The sequence below is a fragment of the Pseudooceanicola nanhaiensis genome (assembly GCF_020171315.1).
Classification (GTDB): domain Bacteria; phylum Pseudomonadota; class Alphaproteobacteria; order Rhodobacterales; family Rhodobacteraceae; genus Pseudooceanicola; species Pseudooceanicola nanhaiensis_A.
This window is the reverse complement of record NZ_JAIUZP010000001.1, coordinates 939,990-958,517: the sequence shown is the minus strand read 5'-3', so window position 1 is coordinate 958,517 and position 18,528 is coordinate 939,990. Positions and strand designations below refer to the sequence as shown.

2 protein-coding genes and 1 tRNA gene (1 of these 3 cut by a window edge) are annotated in these 18,528 nt (G+C 67.3%); 2 read left to right on the top strand and 1 reads right to left on the bottom strand.

From position 1 onward, the window contains the following. The first annotated feature begins 6 nt into the window (after positions 1-6). Complete coding sequence (gene recJ / locus LCM32_RS04340; protein ID WP_224819813.1) at positions 7-1,755, top strand: single-stranded-DNA-specific exonuclease RecJ; 1,749 nt, start codon at positions 7-9, stop codon at positions 1,753-1,755. A 143-nt stretch (positions 1,756-1,898) separates the two neighbouring features. After that, positions 1,899-1,973 (top strand) — tRNA-Glu (locus LCM32_RS04335). A 214-nt stretch (positions 1,974-2,187) separates the two neighbouring features. Here the strand turns inward: LCM32_RS04335 and LCM32_RS04330 are convergent. Then, positions 2,188-18,528 carry the 3' portion of an LEPR-XLL domain-containing protein gene (locus LCM32_RS04330; RefSeq protein ID WP_224819812.1) on the bottom strand. 13,083 nt of this gene lie beyond the right edge of the window, so only the last 16,341 of its 29,424 coding nucleotides appear in the window; its start codon lies beyond the right edge, outside the window; it ends in the stop codon at positions 2,188-2,190.

The window sequence follows — 18,528 nt, the reverse complement described above, 5'->3', positions numbered from 1 at the left end:
CCCGGTTTGTCGGATTTCCTCGGCATCTCCGCCTCGCTCACGGGCCGCCGCTGGGTCGGCCCGGGGGCCGAGGTGGACCGCATGGCCGAGGCGATGGAGCAGGTCACCGCCCTGCCCCGCCCGCTGTGCCAGGTGCTGGCGCGGCGCGGCGTGCCGCCCGAGGAGGCCGCGGCCTTCCTTGAGCCCAAGCTCGGCACCCTGCTGCCCGATCCCCGGTCTCTGCGCGACATGGAGAAGGCCGCCGCCCGCTTCCTCGCCGCAGTGAAGAAGCGCCAGCGGATCGCGGTCTTTGCCGATTACGACGTGGACGGCGGCACCTCGGCCGCGCTGCTGATCGACTGGCTGCGCCAGATGGGCCGCGAGGCCACGCTCTATATCCCCGACCGGATCGACGAGGGCTATGGCCCCAACGTGCCCGCCATGCAGGAGCTGGGCCGCCGGCACGACCTGATCGTCTGCGTCGACTGTGGCACGCTTTCGCATGAGCCGGTGGCGGCGGCGGGCTGCGACGTGGTGATCCTCGACCACCACCTCGGCGGCGAGACTCTGCCCGATTGCGTCGCCTGCGTGAACCCGAACCGGCAGGACGAGGACGGGGCGCTCGCGCATCTCTGCGCCGCCGCCGTGGTCTTCCTCATGCTGGTGGAGGCCAACCGCCAGATGCGCGACGAGGGCGCCAAGGGCCCCGACCTGATGGCGATGCTCGACCTCGTGGCGCTTGGCACCGTGGCCGACGTGGCGCCGCTGATCGGCGTGAACCGGGCGCTGGTGCGGCAGGGGCTGAAGGTCATGGCGCGGCGCGACCGCGTGGGGCTGGCGGCGCTGGCCGACGTGGCCAAGATGAACGCCATGCCGAATTCCTACCACCTCGGCTTCCTGCTGGGGCCGCGGGTCAACGCGGGCGGGCGGATCGGCAAGGCCGACATCGGCGCGCGCCTGCTGGCCACCACCGACCCGCACGAGGCCGCGGCCCTCGCCGAACGCCTCGACCAGCTCAACCGCGAACGCCGCGAGATCGAGAACCGCGTCCGTGACGTGGCCATGGAACAGGCCGAGGAACGCGGGCTCGACGCCCCCCTCGTCTGGGCGGCGGGCGAAGGCTGGCATCCCGGCGTCGTCGGCATCGTCGCCTCGCGGCTCAAGGAGGCCACCAACCGCCCCGCCGTGGTGATCGGCCTCGACGGGGGCGAGGGCAAGGGCTCGGGCCGCTCCATCGCGGGCGTGGACCTTGGCGCCTCGGTCCAGAAGCTGGCCGCCGAGGGGCTGCTGATCAAGGGCGGCGGCCATAAGATGGCCGCAGGCCTGACCGTGGCGCGCGACCAGCTGGAGCCCGCCATGGCGCGCCTCGCCGAGCTGCTGGCGAAACAGGGCGCGGGCGAGGCAGGCCCGGCCGACCTGCGCGTCGATGCCCTGCTGATGCCCGGCGCCGCCACCGTGGAACTGGTGCAGCAGCTGGAACAGGCGGGCCCCTACGGTCAGGGCGCCCCGGCGCCGCGCTTTGCCTTCCCGGATGTGAAGATCAGCTTTGCCAAGCGCGTGGGCGAGAGCCACCTGAAGATCGGGTTCGGCGACGGCATGGGCGCGCGGCTCGACGCGATCTGCTTCGGCGCCTTCGACGGCCCGCTGGGGCCCGCGCTGGAAGGGCACAACGGGCGGCGATTCCACCTCGCGGGCAAGATCGAGATCAACGATTGGGGCGGGCGGCAGTCGGTTCAGATGCGTCTCGACGATGCAGCCCCGGCCTCCGAGGGCTGAGGACCTCCGTAACCACGCGGTTTCCCTCGTTTTTTCGACATCCGCAGCGTTGCCGTCAGGTCGCCCGGAATTTTCTGCGAAAACCGCATTCTCCCCCTTGCGCCGGATCGCGGCTTTGCCTAAACACCGCCCACACCAAGAGTGGCCCGTTCGTCTATCGGTTAGGACGCCAGGTTTTCAACCTGGAAAGAGGGGTTCGATTCCCCTACGGGCTGCCACTTTTCCCCGACATCTCGACACACATGGCGCCTAGACGCGTTTTTGAGCCGTGCTGCGCAGGGGTCACGCCTGTCGCGATGACGCGCGGATCCGTCCGTCGCCAGCCCCCCTGCCCCCCGGAGTTCCGCCTCTCGCGCGCCGAATGCAAAACGCGCCCGGCAGAGCCGGGCGCGTCCTGCATGTCTCAGGCCGTCAGGGCAGCCATCGCCATTCTCAGGCGGAGCGGCTCCCGCGCAGCCAGCCCATCAGCCCCCTGCGGCGCGGCGCGGTTTCGGCCGACGCGAGCCTCCTATCGACCTTGAGCGCTTCCTGACCGGGTAGACCGGCGGCCTGACCCGCACCGGAGCGCTTCGGCTTGGCCAGCGTGGCGGCGGCCGCGAAGACCACGACCCGGGCGGCATCCTCGCGCCGGGCGGCGAAGAGCTGTTCGGCCTCCTCCGCCGCGATCAGCGTTCCGGTTTCGTCATCGAAGATCAGCGCCGCCTGCTTGCCCTTGCCCTTGCCGGGCGTGGTGACCGGGGCCGGAGCTGGGGTCGCAGGACCGGGATCGTCCTCCGTCACAGGCGTGACTGGCGTGGCCGTGGTGTCGGCCTCCGGATCGGCTGTCACGGCGATCCGTGTACTGGCCTCCAGTTCCTCGACCATGATCGCCAGCTGGTCATGTTCGTAGCCCAGCAGGTGACCGATCTCGTGGCGCAGCACCGTCAGCAAGTCGACCCCGCTGCCGATCACCGTGTCGCCGCCGGTATCCCCGGCGCCCGGCACGTACCAGCCAGCCCCCGCCGCCGTGGCATCGATGAGGATGCGATCCTCCCCGACGGTCCGGGCCAGCGTGGACCCTTCGAGATCCTGCACCACGAGGGTGATGGACCCGAGCGCCTCGACGTCCTCGACCGAGACGAGCCCCGCCTCGACCCAGTCCTCCAGCGCCTCGTCGTAGAGCCGCTGCAGTTCCTCCTCGTCCAGCGTGCCGGCCGAGATGTAGCTCTCGCCCGTGACCTCGGACTGGGACTCCGCCGCGAGTTTCAGCGCGGTCTCGAAGGTCTTGTCGTCGGTCGCGAGACGGAAGTCGTCGAAGGTCGCCTCGCCGGCGAGGACGGTGAGACCGAAGCCACCATCGACCAGCACCGCGTTGAAGCCGAAGTTGGCCACCATCGCCCCGTTGACCGAGATGGCGAGCCCCGCGCCCTGCATCGTCAGCTTCAGGTGCTGGATCGCGTCCGGCGCCATCGCAAAGCCATAGGTGGCGTCGATCACCAGCCCGTCGTCCGCCGAGGCATGGCCGACGAGGACCCTGTCGGTGGTCGGATCGAGCGCGACGAACTTGTAGTTCAGCGCGTCGTAGCGATCGAAGACGAAGCCGGCCATGCCGGAGGTCTCGATATCGACCTCCATCTCGAGCACCGAGTTCGCCATCAGCCCGACGCCCAGGTCGACGGTCTGCATCGCGGGTGCCGTCCCGTTGACGGTGCCCACCAGCGTGCCCGAGGTCTCGATCCAGCCGCTCGACTGGCTGACGCGCGGCAGTTCCTGCACCGGCGGCGCGAAGTCGTCGGTCTCGTCCAGGGTCCAGGTCGGCGGCAGCACCTGCACCCGGAAGTTGTCGAGCTTGCCCTTCGAGCCATCCATGCCGACGCCGACCATGCCCCGGTTGAGCGGGATCGGTTCGCCGTAGACATCGATCCGCGGGGCGTAGTCGTAGGTGAACCAGTTCACCCCGGCCACGGCCAGCGTCACGTTGTTGCCGTTCACCGCGACAGTGACGTCATAGTTGGTGTTCGGCTTCAGCTGCACAGGCTTGTTGGACTGCACCACGTAATGCCAGCCCTCGGCATCGACATAGCCCATCTCGATCTTGTTGGTGGAGATGTTGATCCCCGCGAACTTGAAGTCCTGATCGTTGAAGTAGTCGAAGATGATATAGGCGTTGGCCTTCCAGCCACCGGTCGGTTTCTCCATGCTCAGCGTCGCCTGCACCTCGTAGTAGGTGGGCAGGTAATCATCGAGCATGAAGACCGCCGAGGCCGTGCTGAAGGTCGTTTCAGACTGGATCTGCAGCGCGCCGCCCGTAGCCGTGAACTTGCCGCGGTCCACCGCGAAGCCGTCGCCCGAGCGGTCGTTGAAGTCCGCCGACCGCAGGATGTCGCGCCGCCCGCCGGGAATGTTGCCGGCCTGCGGATCGGTGGGCGGGCCGGATTGATCCTGCCAGAACCCGTGGTCGCGCTGCGTCACCAGGCCGATCTCGCCATAGGGGTCGCCCTGTTGCTGGATCACCGCCGAATACCGGCTGTCGTGGTTCGGGTCGCCCTGATCCGTGGTCCGGGTCATGTCGACGCCGTCGCTGGCCGCCTGCGCGGCCAGGAAGTCCCACAGCTGCGGCGGCACCTGCCGGCTGACCGTCGCGATCCCGAAGGGCGCGAAGGGCACGATGTAGGAGTTGAACTCGCCCAGGTGGTCGATCAGGCGGTCGCCTCCGGTGTTGCCGATCAGGATATCCAGACCTGCGCCGCCGAAGACCCGGTCTTCCCAGCTGTAGTGGGTTTCCGGGGTGTCGTTCAGCCCCATGTCGCCGCCGGGATTGTCGGCCGAACCGAAGGTCCCGTTGTCGTAGCTGCTGCCCGGCCCGCCCATGACGTCGTCGGCATTCAGCAGGTCGTTGCCGAAGCCGCCGTACATGTGGTCACGCCCGGTCCCGCCGACGAGCCAGTCGTTCCCCATGTCACCGAAGATCCGGTCGTCGCCGTCACTGTGCACCGACTGGATCGAGCTTTCGATCGGCGTGCCGTTGGGCTCGAAGTCGGTGTAGCCCTCCAGCAGGATGCCCTCGTTGTCGCGGGCGTTCAGGAAGAAGTGCTTGTAGGCATACTCCCCGTTCACCATCAGGTTCGGATCGGGATTGTCGTCCGCATCCCAGGTGGTGCCGTCCGCGTTGAAGAGGATGATCCGGCGCGGATCATACTCATCGTAGAGCAGGAATTCACCGGTGCGTGCCCGGACCGGGGTCGGCTCGTTCCAGTGCGGATCACCGTCGAAGAACATCAGCATGTTGCCGGGGTTCCACGGGCGGCTGTAGTCGGTCCGCGCCAGGCCCAGCAGGTCGGTGTAGGGGCCCTGAGGCGCCGAGGCACCATAGAGCTGGACGTAGCTTTCCGGCAGGGCCTCCTGCCCGCCGATCGCGTCGTCACCCGAGCCACCGTGCAGGAAGTCGTCGCCGAGCCCGCCGAAAATCACGTCATCGGCGAAGAGCGGGTCGTGATCCGCCGGGTTGGCCGAGGTCACGGCGACCAGCACCGCATCCTCCACCACGTCATAGGGCGTCAGGTCCACCGACTTGGTCAGCTCGCCCGCCCGGTTGATCAGCGCGCGCTGCACCTGTCCGGGGGTGTAGATTTCCTCGTTGAGGACATTGCCCTGGCTGGTGCGGCTGTCGGGATCGCCATTGAGCAGCGCCCAGATGCCATAGAGGCTTTCGGAATACTCGGTCCCGTAGTTCCCGAAGGAGCGCGTGTTGCCCTTCAGGCTGACCGCGCCATCGTCGCTGAGCCCCTCGTTGCGGCTGGTGAAGATGCGCCCGTCGTCGCCCAGCACCCCGTCAGTGCCGGTCCCGCCCGAGATCCAGTCGTTGCCCCAGCCACCGATGATGTCGTCGTTGTCGGCGTCGCCATAGGCGATGTCGTTGCCGCCACCGAGGTAGATCATGTCGTCGCCGGTGCCGCCGTGGACCTCGTCCGCGGCGCCGATGTCGACCAGCGACCAGAAGCCGTAGGTCTTGCGCCACATGTCGGCCCCCGGTGCCAGACCTGCGTTCTTGTCGGTCGAAAGCGGGGTCTCGAAGTCGAAGAGCGCCGATTGGTAGTCGGGTCCGCCCGGCGTGTAGTCGAGCAGGCTGACACCGCGGACGATGATCCGCTCGCCGCCCTCGTCAGAGTAGCCGGTATCGGCCACCAGGGCGTTCGGCGCCTCGAACTCACCGATGTTCACGTCGTAATCGAACGAGAGGTAGAGCCCGTTGCGCTGCAGGTAGCGCGCCGCATAGTCGGCAGCGAAGACGGCCGGATCACTGCGCTCGATCGGGGCGAGGTCGAGCAGGTCGATCCCGTTGATCCCCACCAGCCGGACGATGTCGGCGTTGTCGCCGGCGATCACGTCGGCATCGCGCGCATTGCGCCCTGCCCCGATGACCTCGTCCTCGAAGCCCCCGGTGCCGTCATCGGCCGCGCGGGCATCGTTGCGCGCGATCCGGTCGCCCGTGCCGCCAAAGAGCATGTCCATGCCATCGGGGCGCAGGTCCGGGGTCACGAGGCTGTAGAAGCTCGACGAGCCGCCGACGATGTCGTCCTGGCCAAGTCCGCCAAAGACGATGTCGCAGCCGCCGCCGCCCTCGATGTAGTCGTTGCCGTCGGTCGCGCGGTTGCCCTCGGTCGCCGGAACGACCTTGAGCGCCCCCACCGGGGCAAACAGCGTCGGCACCTCGCGGCCCGCGCTGACATAGCGCGTGGGCACGATCAGCCCGCCGAAGGGCAGCCCGCCGCCGATTCCGATGAACGTGCCGTCGCCCATGGTGGCAATGGCCGCATCGATGCCGCCGTCGCCCTGGATGATGTCATCGCCCAGCTGGCCGAAGATCATGTCGTTCCCGGCGCCCCCGGCAAGGTAGTCGTTCCCGAAGGAGCCGACGCCCGCCTTGCCCTCGGCAATGTCGAAGGAATGGTACTCGGCATAGTCGATCTCGTATTCCGTCCACCAGCCGGGCCCGTTCGGGTCGCGATAGTCGCGGGCGACACGCTCGCCGTTCACCAGCGTCACCATCAGTGCGCCGCTGTCGCTTTCCGTGGCTTCCCATTGGCCGGTGGTGGCGTTGTAGACACCATAGCCATCGGCCACGGCCCGGTCGGTGCGCGAGTAGATCATCGCGCCGGCCAGCGTCTGGAACCGCAGGCTGGTGATGTCGTCGTAGAGATCGCCATCGGCCACGATGCCGTCCTCGCCCGCCATGCGGTAGAGGTTGACGTTGTCGCCGAAGATCAGGTCGTCGCCCTCGCCGCCGTCGAGCATGTCGTTGCCCGCGCCGCCGATCAGCACGTCGTCCAGTTCCGAGCCGAGGAGGATGTCGTCCCCGCCGGTCTGCGGCTGCTCGGAGACGATGTTCAGGACCGAGCCCAGCATCGTGGTCTGGATTTTCTGCAGGACCTGACCGGTCACCGTGACGCCGAAGAGGACATCCGGATCGGGCAGGTTCGGATCGACGACGAACTGGTCGATCCGGCCATGATCCCCGAAGGAGATGTCCGGCGTGCCATCGGCCAGGCCCGAGCCGTTGCCCTCGATCACGTCGTTGCCGGCGCCGAAGACGTTCAGCAGGCCGGCCAGGATGGCCGGGTCCGTGGGCCGGTTGCCAAGCGGATCCCGCACCGGGCTCGCCGTCGGGTCGATGGAGCTGTCCCCGCGCGGCAGCGCCGGGTCCGCCGTGGGCAGCGGGCTGGCGTCCAGCGTGGTGATGGTGAGCGCACGGGTCAGGATGTTCACGTTCATCCCGCTGTCACCGTAGATGTGATCGGTGCCGCGCATCCCGACGATCGTGTCATCGCCCGAGCCACCGGCCAGGTGGTCGCCGGTCTGGGACCCGATGATCAGGTCGTTGCCCATGCCGCCGTAGGCCGACAGGCCCACCGACACCAGGCTGGCCGCCAGGTTGTCCGCCTCGCCGTCGCCATCGTAGTCATCGTAGAGCGCCGAGGCGTCGATGATGTCATTGCCGTGCAGCTTGAACGGATTGGCCAGGCCAAAGACCCATTCGTCGTCCTCGTTCTCCGCATCGGGCAGATGCGGGAAGGGATCGAAGGGTTTCTCGCCCATTTCCAGACCCAGTCGGTCATAGGAATGGCCGGAGTACCACATGCCGTCCTGACTTGTGTCGCCATAGAGGACGAGCGGGCTGTCGGGACCGGCGCCGCCGGTCACGATGAAGTGGTCACCGCCCACCCGCTGCCCGCCCGAGCGGGTCAGGTCGACAGTGACCAGCCGCAGCGTGCTGACCTCGCCGAACTCGCAGACCCCGCCAAGCGCGGCGTCGAGCAGCACCAGTTTCTCGTCGCGGACCTCCTTGATCTGGAAGCCCCCGGCAAGGCCTTCGACGAAGACCACGTTGCCGGCCACGAACTCCGGCCCCCAGGGGGTGCCATCCTCTGTGGTGATCGTGGTTTCCAGCGTGCCGTCGATGTCCTCGATCTGGACCACGACCGACACTTCGACGGTGGTGACCAGCGCCTCGGCCTGGTGGATCAGGAACTTGTCCTGGGTCGCCGCCGTATAGACATCGTCATAGGTGACATTCGCCCCCTGCAGCGGCGCTCCCAGCACGAGGACCGCGTTGGCGCCCCAGGTGTCGAAGGGGTTGTCCTCGCCGAAGTCCGGCGCGTCCTCGGCCGCCAGGCTCTGGATGTCGAGGATTACGCGGGTGAAGGCCTCGCCCTCCAGCTGGATCACCTGGCCCACGGCAAAGCCCGTCTCGTCGGTGAAGCTGCGCCCGTCGATCCGTGTCACCACGGTCTCTCCGGCACCGTTGGTGTCAAGGTGGAACTTGCCCTCGACGTTGACATACATGTTGCCGCCGCCGTGCAGCGTGGTCAGCCCGCCATGGGCGCCCTGCACCCAGAACTGGCTGGTCAGTGCCCCGTCGGTCAGGCCCGAGCCTTCGACCGTCAGCGACAGCCCGTCGTCCGAGATGTCGGTGATGCGGTATTCCATCCGGTCTGCGCCAATGCCGATCTGCAGCAGGTGCCCGGCGAGGAAACCGTCATCCTCCCAGTTGCCCGCGCCGCGGGTGATCGTGGCGAGGCCCGTGGCCGCATTGGCGACAACCACGCTGAGAACCTGGAAGACCTCCTTGTCCTCTGCCACCAGTTTCACGTCCGCCCCGCCCACGCCGGGGGTCAGGGCCGCGAAGTCACCGGCATCCAGATCGTTGGCCGTATCGAGGATCAGGATCGAGTTGTCGTTCGGATCGCGGTAGGGCGCGCCGGTCAGCGGGTCGATGTCGGCGAGCGTGTAGGCCAGCGCGTCCTCGATCCCCAGCACGGTGCCGATGAAGACCCGCAGATCTCCCTGCACCACATAGACATCCTGCCCCGTCAGGAAGCCCTCGGCCTTCCAGTCGAAGCCGTCGAGCTTGACGACGTTCTTGCCGGCATAGTCGGCGATGAAGTCCTCGTCCGCGTTGGTCCAGCCTTCGGTGAACTCAAAGGCGTTCTCGGCCGACACATGGGGTGCGGGGTTCAGGGTGCCCTCGACCTCGATCAGGTCGTTGCCCTCGCCCAGCATCAGGTTCACCACCTCGATGGTGCTGACATCGGCGTCATTGGTCACCCCGGAGGACCCGAAGTTGACCTTGCCGAAGCTGATGCCGCCCGGATAGCTCAGCGTGACCGGGCCGTCATCCTCGTTGCCCTCGCCGAAGAGCGGACCGTCCACGAAGGGGAAGACCAGGTCCGGCCCCATGCCAAAGCCCGACAGCGTGGTCGCGGTCAGCACGCCCGCCGTATCCGCCTTGCTGCCATCGTTGAAGATGTTCAGCACGTCGATCTGCTGGCTTTCGGGCGGCTGCGCGCCGATGGCGATCAGGAAGGCATCCGTCTCGCCCGGCAGTTTGAGGCCGGGGTTGAGCGAGCGGTCGGCCCCCGAGGGGCCGCCCTCGACGGCCAGCGGACCGCGGATGTTGGACAGCAGATGCGCCTTGACCGGGAAGATCTTGACGCCCTCGCGGGTGGTCGGCACCTCGTAGTAGGGATCGGCCGTCATCTCGACGGTCTGGAACTGGTAGAAGTTGCCCTCGATCGCCAGCGTCTCCGGGTCGTCCCCGGTGAAGGTCGCCACCATGGCGATCCGGTTCACCTCGACCGTGGCGCTGGCCAGCCAGCCGGCGGCCTCGAACGCCTCGTTCTTCTCGAGGGTGAACTGCATCGTCGCATCCTTCGTGGCGTTGAAGCCTCGGATGATGGCGATCTTGGCATCGATGAACTGGGCCGGGTTGGCCACGTTGGTGATCCGCACCCGCTGCCCTTCGAGGAAGCCCTCGTTCAGCCAGCCCTGCACGGCGAAATTGGGATCACCCTCCGGGTCGATCCCGGAGGTCAGCGCCTCCAGCCGGTTCAGGCGGAAGCTGCCATCATCGGCCTGGATCAGGGTCACGTCGCCGGTCCAGACCTCGGTCTCGATCAGCTTGGACAGCAGCACATCCTCGGCTTCCACCTCCCCCGAGGCGGCGGGGAACGGGTTGCCGGCGGTGGCGATGACGGTCATCCACTGGCCTTCGGCGCCGTCGACCGCCGTGACCTCGAATTCCCCGTCAAAGCCGTCGCTGTTGAAGACCCGGACCAGGTCGCCCACGATCCAGCCCTCGGAGAGGAAGCTGCCCAGTTCGGCCCCGGTACCCCGGGTAACGGTCATCTCGGTCCCGTCGCTTTCGAAGACGAGCGTGCCGCTGAAGAGCTGCACCGGCCGTTCGCCACCGATGGTCTGGTAGGTGACCGGCAGGGTCACGTCGATCACGCCGTCCCCGTCTGTGTCGTAGCCCACGGCGGTGACATCGGCCAGGCCGTCGGTCAGGAAGGCGATCTCGACATTCTCGGTCGGGGCCTTGGTCAGGCGCAGGCGATAGCTGTCGAGCTTGTCGGTGTCGGCGATCAGGATGCGGGCGTAATCGTCCGCCTCGGCCGCCAGTGCCCCGGCGCCATAGGTCAGCACCGTGTTGCCGGTCCCGGAGATCGCCGAGATGATGCGCATCTCGGGCGCGCCACCCCGGCCCTCGACGGTGATCTGGTCGCCGACGCCGAAGCCGGCGGCGATCCAGTCGAAGCCCGCCGTGATCGTATTGCCGGCAAAGTCGAAGATCCCGGCCTGCGCGGTCATCGGCACCAGCACCGTGTCGGTGCCGGTCTCGATCACCACCGAGCCCGCGGTTTCATTGTCCAGCACCTCGATGTCCAGCAGGCCGGTGCCCGACCGCAGGTTCGGGAAGATGTAATCGCCCGCCGGGTTGTTCGTGGCCACTTCGCCAACACCCAGAGTACGGCTGGCCGCGGCACCCGCCGCGGAGCCCAGCGTCACGCCCGCGGTGGTCACGTCAAGGAGCGCGGTCAGCCCGCCATCCTCGAAGCCCAAGATGGTCGCGCCGGCCAGCCCGGTGATGCCGGTCAGGGTGATGCCCTCGAGCGCGAAGCCGGAAGCGACCCAGCCGCCCGCGCCAAGCGTCAGCTTGACCCGATCCGTGCCGTCGTCATCCCAGCTGCCGACGGTCATCGACTGCTCCACCGTCTGGTGGTTCATGCCGAAGCTCAGCACCGCGGTCTGCGGGTCCTCGCGCACGTCGTCGTCACGCTGGACGATATCGACGACCACCGCCTTGTCCCAGTTGGTGCTGCCGAAGGTGATCGTGTGGTAGGTCTCGTCAAAGCGACCGGTGCCGCCGTCCTTCAGTTCAAAGGCCTTGTCGGACAGGTCCGCCAGATCGGCATTGCCGGTCAGGTCGCCGAAGTTCAGCTTGACCACGATGGTGTCGCCCGGCGCCACCTCACGCGACAGTTGCACGAGGATCTTGTCCGAGAAGCCGGTCAGGGCATCGCCCTCGACCACCAGCGAGCGCTGATCCTCTACATAGCCTGCCTGCACCACACCGCCGATGACGGTGACGCTGTCCGGGTCGACCTCGGTCACCAGCACGCCGGGGGTGTCGTTGTCGCGCAGCTCGACCTCGAGGTTGCGAACGTCCACGGCATCATAGTCCACCGAGGTGCGCGAGATGACCGAGTGCTGGACGACCACCACGCGGTCACCTTCCGACCGCTGGTCATCGACCGCCCAGAGATGGACGTCGAAGCCGGTATCCCAGTTCGTCTCGTCAAAGCGCAGCACGACCGAGCGGTTGGGGACATAGAAGATCTGCCCGTCGATCACCACTTCGCGCAGGAAGTCCTGATTGACCGCGATAGCCCCCGGTTCAAGGTAGGTGATGGTTTCCGGCGATCCGGGATATCCGCTGCCGAGGTAGTAGTCGGAGGTCAGGATCTGCGACTGCCCGACGGTCGTGGCGCCAAAGCTGCCGCCCGCGTCGGTCGCGGTGATCCACATCGTGTCGCCCTCGCCGTTTTCCAGCGGGAACGGGTTGGCGAAGGTATCGTCCTGCTCTTCCTGCCAGGACCGCGCGGCCGAGACAGTGACATAGACCACCTCGCCCGCGGTCAGCTTGCGGCCCAGCCGGACCGAATAGTCGTCGTAGGCGTTCGGCCCGCCCTCGCGGATCGCGGTGAAGCCATCGGTGCCCTCGTCGATGATGACGAGGCCCTCGCCATCCTTGACGACGTTGTAGTTGAGGCCATCGACCACCAGCCCGTCGTAGAGGATGTCGTCCGAGCTGACGAGGTGGTCGATCGCCCCCGACACGCCTTCCAGCTCGCGGGTGATGATGTCTTCCTGCACGTCGCCCGCCACCTCGATGATGTCGGAACCGAGGCCGCCGATCACCCGGTAGGCCACGCCGAAGGCGGTGGACTGGACGAAGAACTTGTCATCGCCTTCCAGGCCGTCCACCTCGACCACCTCGACGGTGGTGTAGCGCACGTTGAGGCCCGCGCCGAAGATGCCTTTGTCGGTGATCGCGATGTCATCCGCGAACTCGGTACCCAGGATCACCAGCTTGTCGAAACCGGTGCCGCCATCGACCGAGACCGGGGCGTTCACGTTGTAGCGCACCTCGTCCTGGCCGCCGCCGGCCCGGATGTCCGGGGCCTGCGCGATGGAGAAGCCCAGCCCGATCTGCGGCTGCGCCACGCCGTCCTCGTCCAGCACGATCGTGTCGTCGGTGGTGTCGTCCACCGTCAGGTAGACGTCGAGGAAGTTGATCCCCCCATCCCCGTTGCGGTCGAAGACATAGGCGCCGCCTTCCTTCAGGGCCGTGGTCAGGAAGGCCGCGTCGCTGCGCCCGGCGATGGCCGCCTCGAAGGCCGCCGCGCCCTGTTCGAAACCGATGGTCAGCAGCGCGACGCCTGCGTCGAGGTCGAGCTGGTTCGTGTCGCCGTCATCGTTCCAGTCATGGTCCGTGGTGGCCGCGATGGCGAAGGCGCGGACGATGAAGAGGTCGTTGTTGTCATCGCCCTCCAGCCGCAGTTCCGACTGGTTGGAATAGACGCGGAAGGTGTCGTTGCCGGTGCCGCCCTGCGCCAGCAGCGGGGCCGAGCTGCCCTGGCTGAGCCAGCCGCGCGTCGTGGGACGCAGGTCCGGGAAGACATCCTGCGCCAGCAGGTTGCCGTCGGCCTCGTTCCGGTTGGCGCCGAAGATCTGGCCGATCTGGAAGGTGTCGTTGCCCGCGCCGCCATCCAGCGTCGTGATCACCGTCACATCGTCGGAGTAGAAGGCATCGTTGCCGCCCTGCCCCTCCAGCGTCAGGCGCCCGTTCAGCCCGTCGTCATAGCTGATGCGCTGCACCTCGGCGCTGTCCTCGTTGCCGACCAGCGTGTCGGTGTAGGGGTCCAGCGCCCCGTGCAGCATCGCCACATAGCCGGGCCGCGAGGCGGTCTCTCCCGGCAGGTGATGGGCGGCGCGCAGCAGGAAGATGTCGTCGGTCGGATCTTCGGTGCCGTTGGCGGTGCTGTCGAAGCCGTAGATCGTCAGATCGTCGACGCCATCGTCCTCCTCGCCGGTGTCGAGCACGTTGATGATATAGTTCCGCTGATCGCCCTGCGAGCCGAGGGTCAAGACCTCATAGGTGTCACTGTCGCACTGACCGTCGAGGGTCAGCGTATGCTCGGCCAGGACCGAATTGTCATAGGTGATGCCGTCCAGCGCGTTCAACGGATCGCTGCTGTCGTAGGGATCGGTGGCATAGCCCGTGGTCAGGATCGCCGGCGAGGTCTGCGCGGCCGCATCCTGCAGGTAGTAGACGACGAAGTGGTCCTCGCCGTCATTGCGCAGGTCGGGCGTCGCATAGGCGCCGGTCACGGCGGTGGCGCTGCCGTAGGCCCGCGTCTTGGAGCCCAGGAAGACATAGCCGTCCGAGCCCCAGGCCGTCGTGCCCCCGGCCCCGCCGGTGTCGCCGAACTGGATCAGGTCCATGTCGTCGTTGCCGTAGATCGAGGCGATGCGGTCCGCGTCGCTGGTCCCGGTGTCGCTGTCGTCGGGGCGGAAGGTTCCGATCGGCGCGATCCGCTGGGTGCCCAGGGGCGTGCCCGGCGCGCGATTGCCCAGCGTCACCATCACGGCCCCGGCGATGATCTGGCCGCGCATCACGATTTCGGCGCCATAGCCGGGATCGGTGGCGATCTCATCGCCATAGAGCCCTGCGGTGTCGCCGTAGATGTTGATCGCATTGGCGGCGACCACGGCGCTGTTCTCATGCGTCGCGATGTCGTCGCCCGCATAGACCCAGACGCCACCCTGTTCGGCCAGGATCAGGCCGTGGGGCAGGATGCGCAGCGCATCGTCATGCAGGCCGGGCGCGACCAGGGCGTTCGCCTCGGCAAAGCGGGCCGCGCCGTCCTGCACCAGCTGCAGGTCGTCGCCGTCGATATCGACCGAGCCGCCCTCGCGGACGGTCAGGAGGATGTTGCCCTCGTAGCTGTGGGCCAGGACAAGACGCAGTTCCCCCCGCACCTCGGTCAGGAAGATGTCGTCCGTGGCTTCCAGGCCCACGTCATCCGCGTCGGCGGAGAGGTCGTCCTCCTCGCTCATCTGGCCGCGGTTGGTCGCGATGGCCTCCAGGTGGCCGGAGGCATTTCGGCTGTCGATCTCGAACGGGTTGAACAGCGTCCCGATGGTGGCGCCGTCCCCGTTCGCATCCAGGTCGATCTGGCGCGCGATCACATTGGCCAGGGTCGCGTCATCGCCATTCGCGTCGACGATCGCGCCGTCGGTGGTGCGCAGCGACACGTCGTGGAACGTGGTGACGATGTAGACCCGCAGGTCGCCCGCCGTCTCATCCAGGAAGATGCCCTGCGTCCGGTTCAGCGTATCCGCCGCATCATAGGCGCGCAGCACCCCGGTGCCCGACCCGGCCGAGGCCACGTTGATCTCCAGGAAGTTGTCGGTGCGCCCGATGCCGCCCCGCCCGATGCCGCCGATGTCGGCCACGGTCGGGGTCACGATCTCGCCCGCCACGTCGCCGTCGTCCGGGTTCACGAAGGAGGAGGCCGCGATCATCGTGATGTTGTTGCCCGAGACATCGGCGGTCGCCGTGTTCAGGTCGCCCTCGGCGTCGATGATGCTGAGCGGGGCGTAGAGCAGAACGTCCTCGCCGGTGGACATGATGGTGCCGACGCGCAGGTCGCCCGTCTTCTCGGTCAGGGCGATGTAGCCGTTCGTCAGCGCCGAGACATGGCCCGCGCCGACCACGGTGCCGCTGCGCGTCACCTCGGAGATGCCCAGGATGTTCACCGTGGGATCGGCGGGATCGTGGTCCTCGGCCGCCACGATGATGTTGCCGCTGTCGTCTTCCAGGCCCGATTGCAGCCCGGGCAACGTGCGCAGTCCGGTCAGGTCGAGACCGCGGAAGTCATAGGTCGTCTCGGCCACGTCTGAGGTGGCGCTGGCATAGAGCCCGCGGCTGACGCCGGGCGCATCCAGCGGCCGGTCGGGGCGGAAGTAGTAGTAGGTCGCCGGCAGCCCGTCGCTGTCGTGGGGCGATTTCACCAGCACCCCGCCCGCCGTACCGTCGCCGGTCTGGTAGAGGCCGTGTTGCAGCAGCACGTCGGCAGTGTGACCAGCCGCAATGCGGTCGATCTCGACCACATAGGTGCCGACATTGGTGCCCGTGCGCTTCAGCGCGCCAACGTCCAGGAAGATGTCCTCGCCCGCGTCGACGGTGAAGACCTCGACCGACGTCAGGGTGTAAGCGTCCGTCGCCGTGGCGCCCGGCGTCAGGTTGATCACCGCGCCCCCCAGAGTCGCGCTCAGCTGGATGCTGCTGGAGCCGACGCCCCCCGGACGGGTGACATAGTAGTAGCCGCCGTCCACCAGCCCGCCGATGGCGGCAGAGCCGGCGCCGACGGAATATTGCACCAGCTGGTTGTCGATGAACTTGGAGCTCTGGCCCAGCAGGATCTCATCGGTGACACCGCTCACCTGCCCGGCGAGGAACCGGTGCGCGGCAGGCACGGCATCCGCGTCCACCGTATCCACGTTGATCCGGTCCGCGCCTGAGCCGACGTCATTGGTGGCGTCGATGTTCAGGATGTTGGTCCGGATCAGCGCATTGGTGGCCGCGATCAGATCGTCGGTCGTAGGCTCGCCGGTGCCGGCCTCGCCACGGGATTCCGCCGACAGGATCGAGCCGCCTGTCCCGCCGCCGGTGTTGACGACGGAGGTGGTGCCGATCGGGTTGTTGATCGTGCCGTCGATGATGATGTTCGAATTGCCGGTGTTCAGGATCTCGATCAGCGTCGGCGCCACGTCGGCCACCACATTGAATTCGAGGTCCACATCCCCGGCGGACATCTCGGGCTCGGGGCGCAGCCAGACGATGGGCTGTTCCACAGCGGCGACGTTGATCTGGTTGATCACCAGATCCTTGTCGGACTCGTTGACGATGGTGACCTTTTCCAGCGACTGGCGGAAGGTCCAGGTGCCGTCGTAGTCGTCCGAGCCGGACCCGCCGTTGATCTCGTCCGAGTAGAAGGCCACGTCGCCCGGGCCGGGGTTGAGGATGTCGTTGACGATGATGTCGTCGCTCAGGATCGTGCCCGACCGCTTGTCCTGCGCCCCGCCCCCGGCGGTGTCGTCGATGGTGATCTCGACCGCGCCCTCGATCTCGCCGAAGGGGTTGATGCCGATCTTGATGGTCTTCAGGTCCGGCGAGCGGCCCGAGAGGATCAGCACATCGCTGTCAAAGTCGATCAGCTCCTGATTGGAGTAGGAGCCCGGCTCGGATGAGCCCCCGGTGGCAAGCGAGCGTTTAGAGACCCGACCGTTCTTGCCATAGTCGATGTCGGTGTTGTCGGTGTTTGCATAGAGCGCTAGGCGCAATTCGCTGGCCATGAACTGCGAAAGCTCGGTGCTTTCGCCCGGGTTCACGCCATTCACGATCCGCGGCCCGGCGGTGACGAGCGCATCCTGCTCGGCGTCGATGTCGCTGTCCGTCGTGGTGCTGTTGTGCGCATCGGAATCGACGTCCCCGAACAGGCCGGAGGAACGGGAGAAGGCCTTGGAATAGGTCCGAACCCCGTCATGGGTGGCCAGCAGGTCGACGCCCTCGAAGCCGGTGATGCTGGCGTCGCCGCCGATCTCGACCTCGGTATCGGCGTTATAGGTCAGCTCGTTGATCGCCTCCGCCTCGGAGTAGAAGCCGCCGGCGCGCCCGTCGGTGTTGACCTCGATGTTGACCGCGCGGGTCTCGGGGTCGATCACGCCGTCATCGTCGCCGCCATCATAGATGTCGTCCACCTTGGCGATCAGCAGCACCTCGCGGCCCTCGATCAGGGCCGAGCTGCCGATGGAGGTCTTTGTATCCGCCACGTCGCTGATGAAGGTCGCATTGGCATCGGCATTGCCGCCGAAGCCCACCCCGCGCGCCACGGCGCTGGAACTGCCCCGCACGCCCGAGGAGGCACGCAGCTTGGCCGTCTCGCCCGCGTGGATGATCGCATTGGCGCCCACGGTCACCAGCGTCTCGTAGTCGAGGTCCACATCGGCGTCCGCATTCGCGCTGCCGACGAAGCCGCCGGTATTGTCCCGGGTCGAGGCCGAGGAATTGCCGAAGGCGTCCGCCTCCATCGTGAAATTGCCCGAGGCGGTGATCGCCGCCCCTGCCCCCACGGTCGCATCGCTGTCGAGGCGCGAATTCACGTCCGACTTGGTGTTCCCGACCGCCACGAACCCGCCAGAGCCGTTGTTGGCGCTGGTGGTGGAGCGGGTGAAGGCGAGGCTCTTGATCGTCACGTCGCCGCCCGAATTCAGCAGCGCCGCGCTGGCGTCGGCATTCACTTTGGGCGACATGCCCAGCGTGCCCTTGTTGGAATTCACGCCGACGAAGGAGCCGGACGAGCCCTTTGCCGTGGCCGAGGAGGTGCCGTCCCCGCTTTGCGGCGCGATCAGGCTGAGCGAGACGCCGCCCGGTCCCAGAATGTACTGCGTCCCCGAGATCGCATTGCTGGTGATGTTCACCCGCAGCTGGAACTCGCCGCCGCCCGCGTCGATGTCGAGCGCACGGGCCTCGATGCGGTGGTTCAGCACGCCGGTGGCGGCCACGGGCGACAGCTGGATCAGCGTGCCGTTGGCATCGCGCAGCTGGAACTCGTTCGCCTCGTTTCCGGCAAAGAGGTCGACATAGTAGGTCTTACCGCTTTCCAGCCCGCCGATCGGCAGGTCGGAGGCGCGGATCAGCGTGTGGATGTCGCTGTCGTCCTTGTTCGGGTCGAGCGCGAGGATCGGGCTGTCGAAGTCGGCCTGATCGGCGGAACCGGTGCTCTGGACATAGGCGTCGCTGTCGACGCCCAGCGTCGCACCGGCGGCGGCCCGGCTCAGCCGGATCGTGGTGCCGCCATTGGTCACCGCCTCGATGGTGGCGGAGCT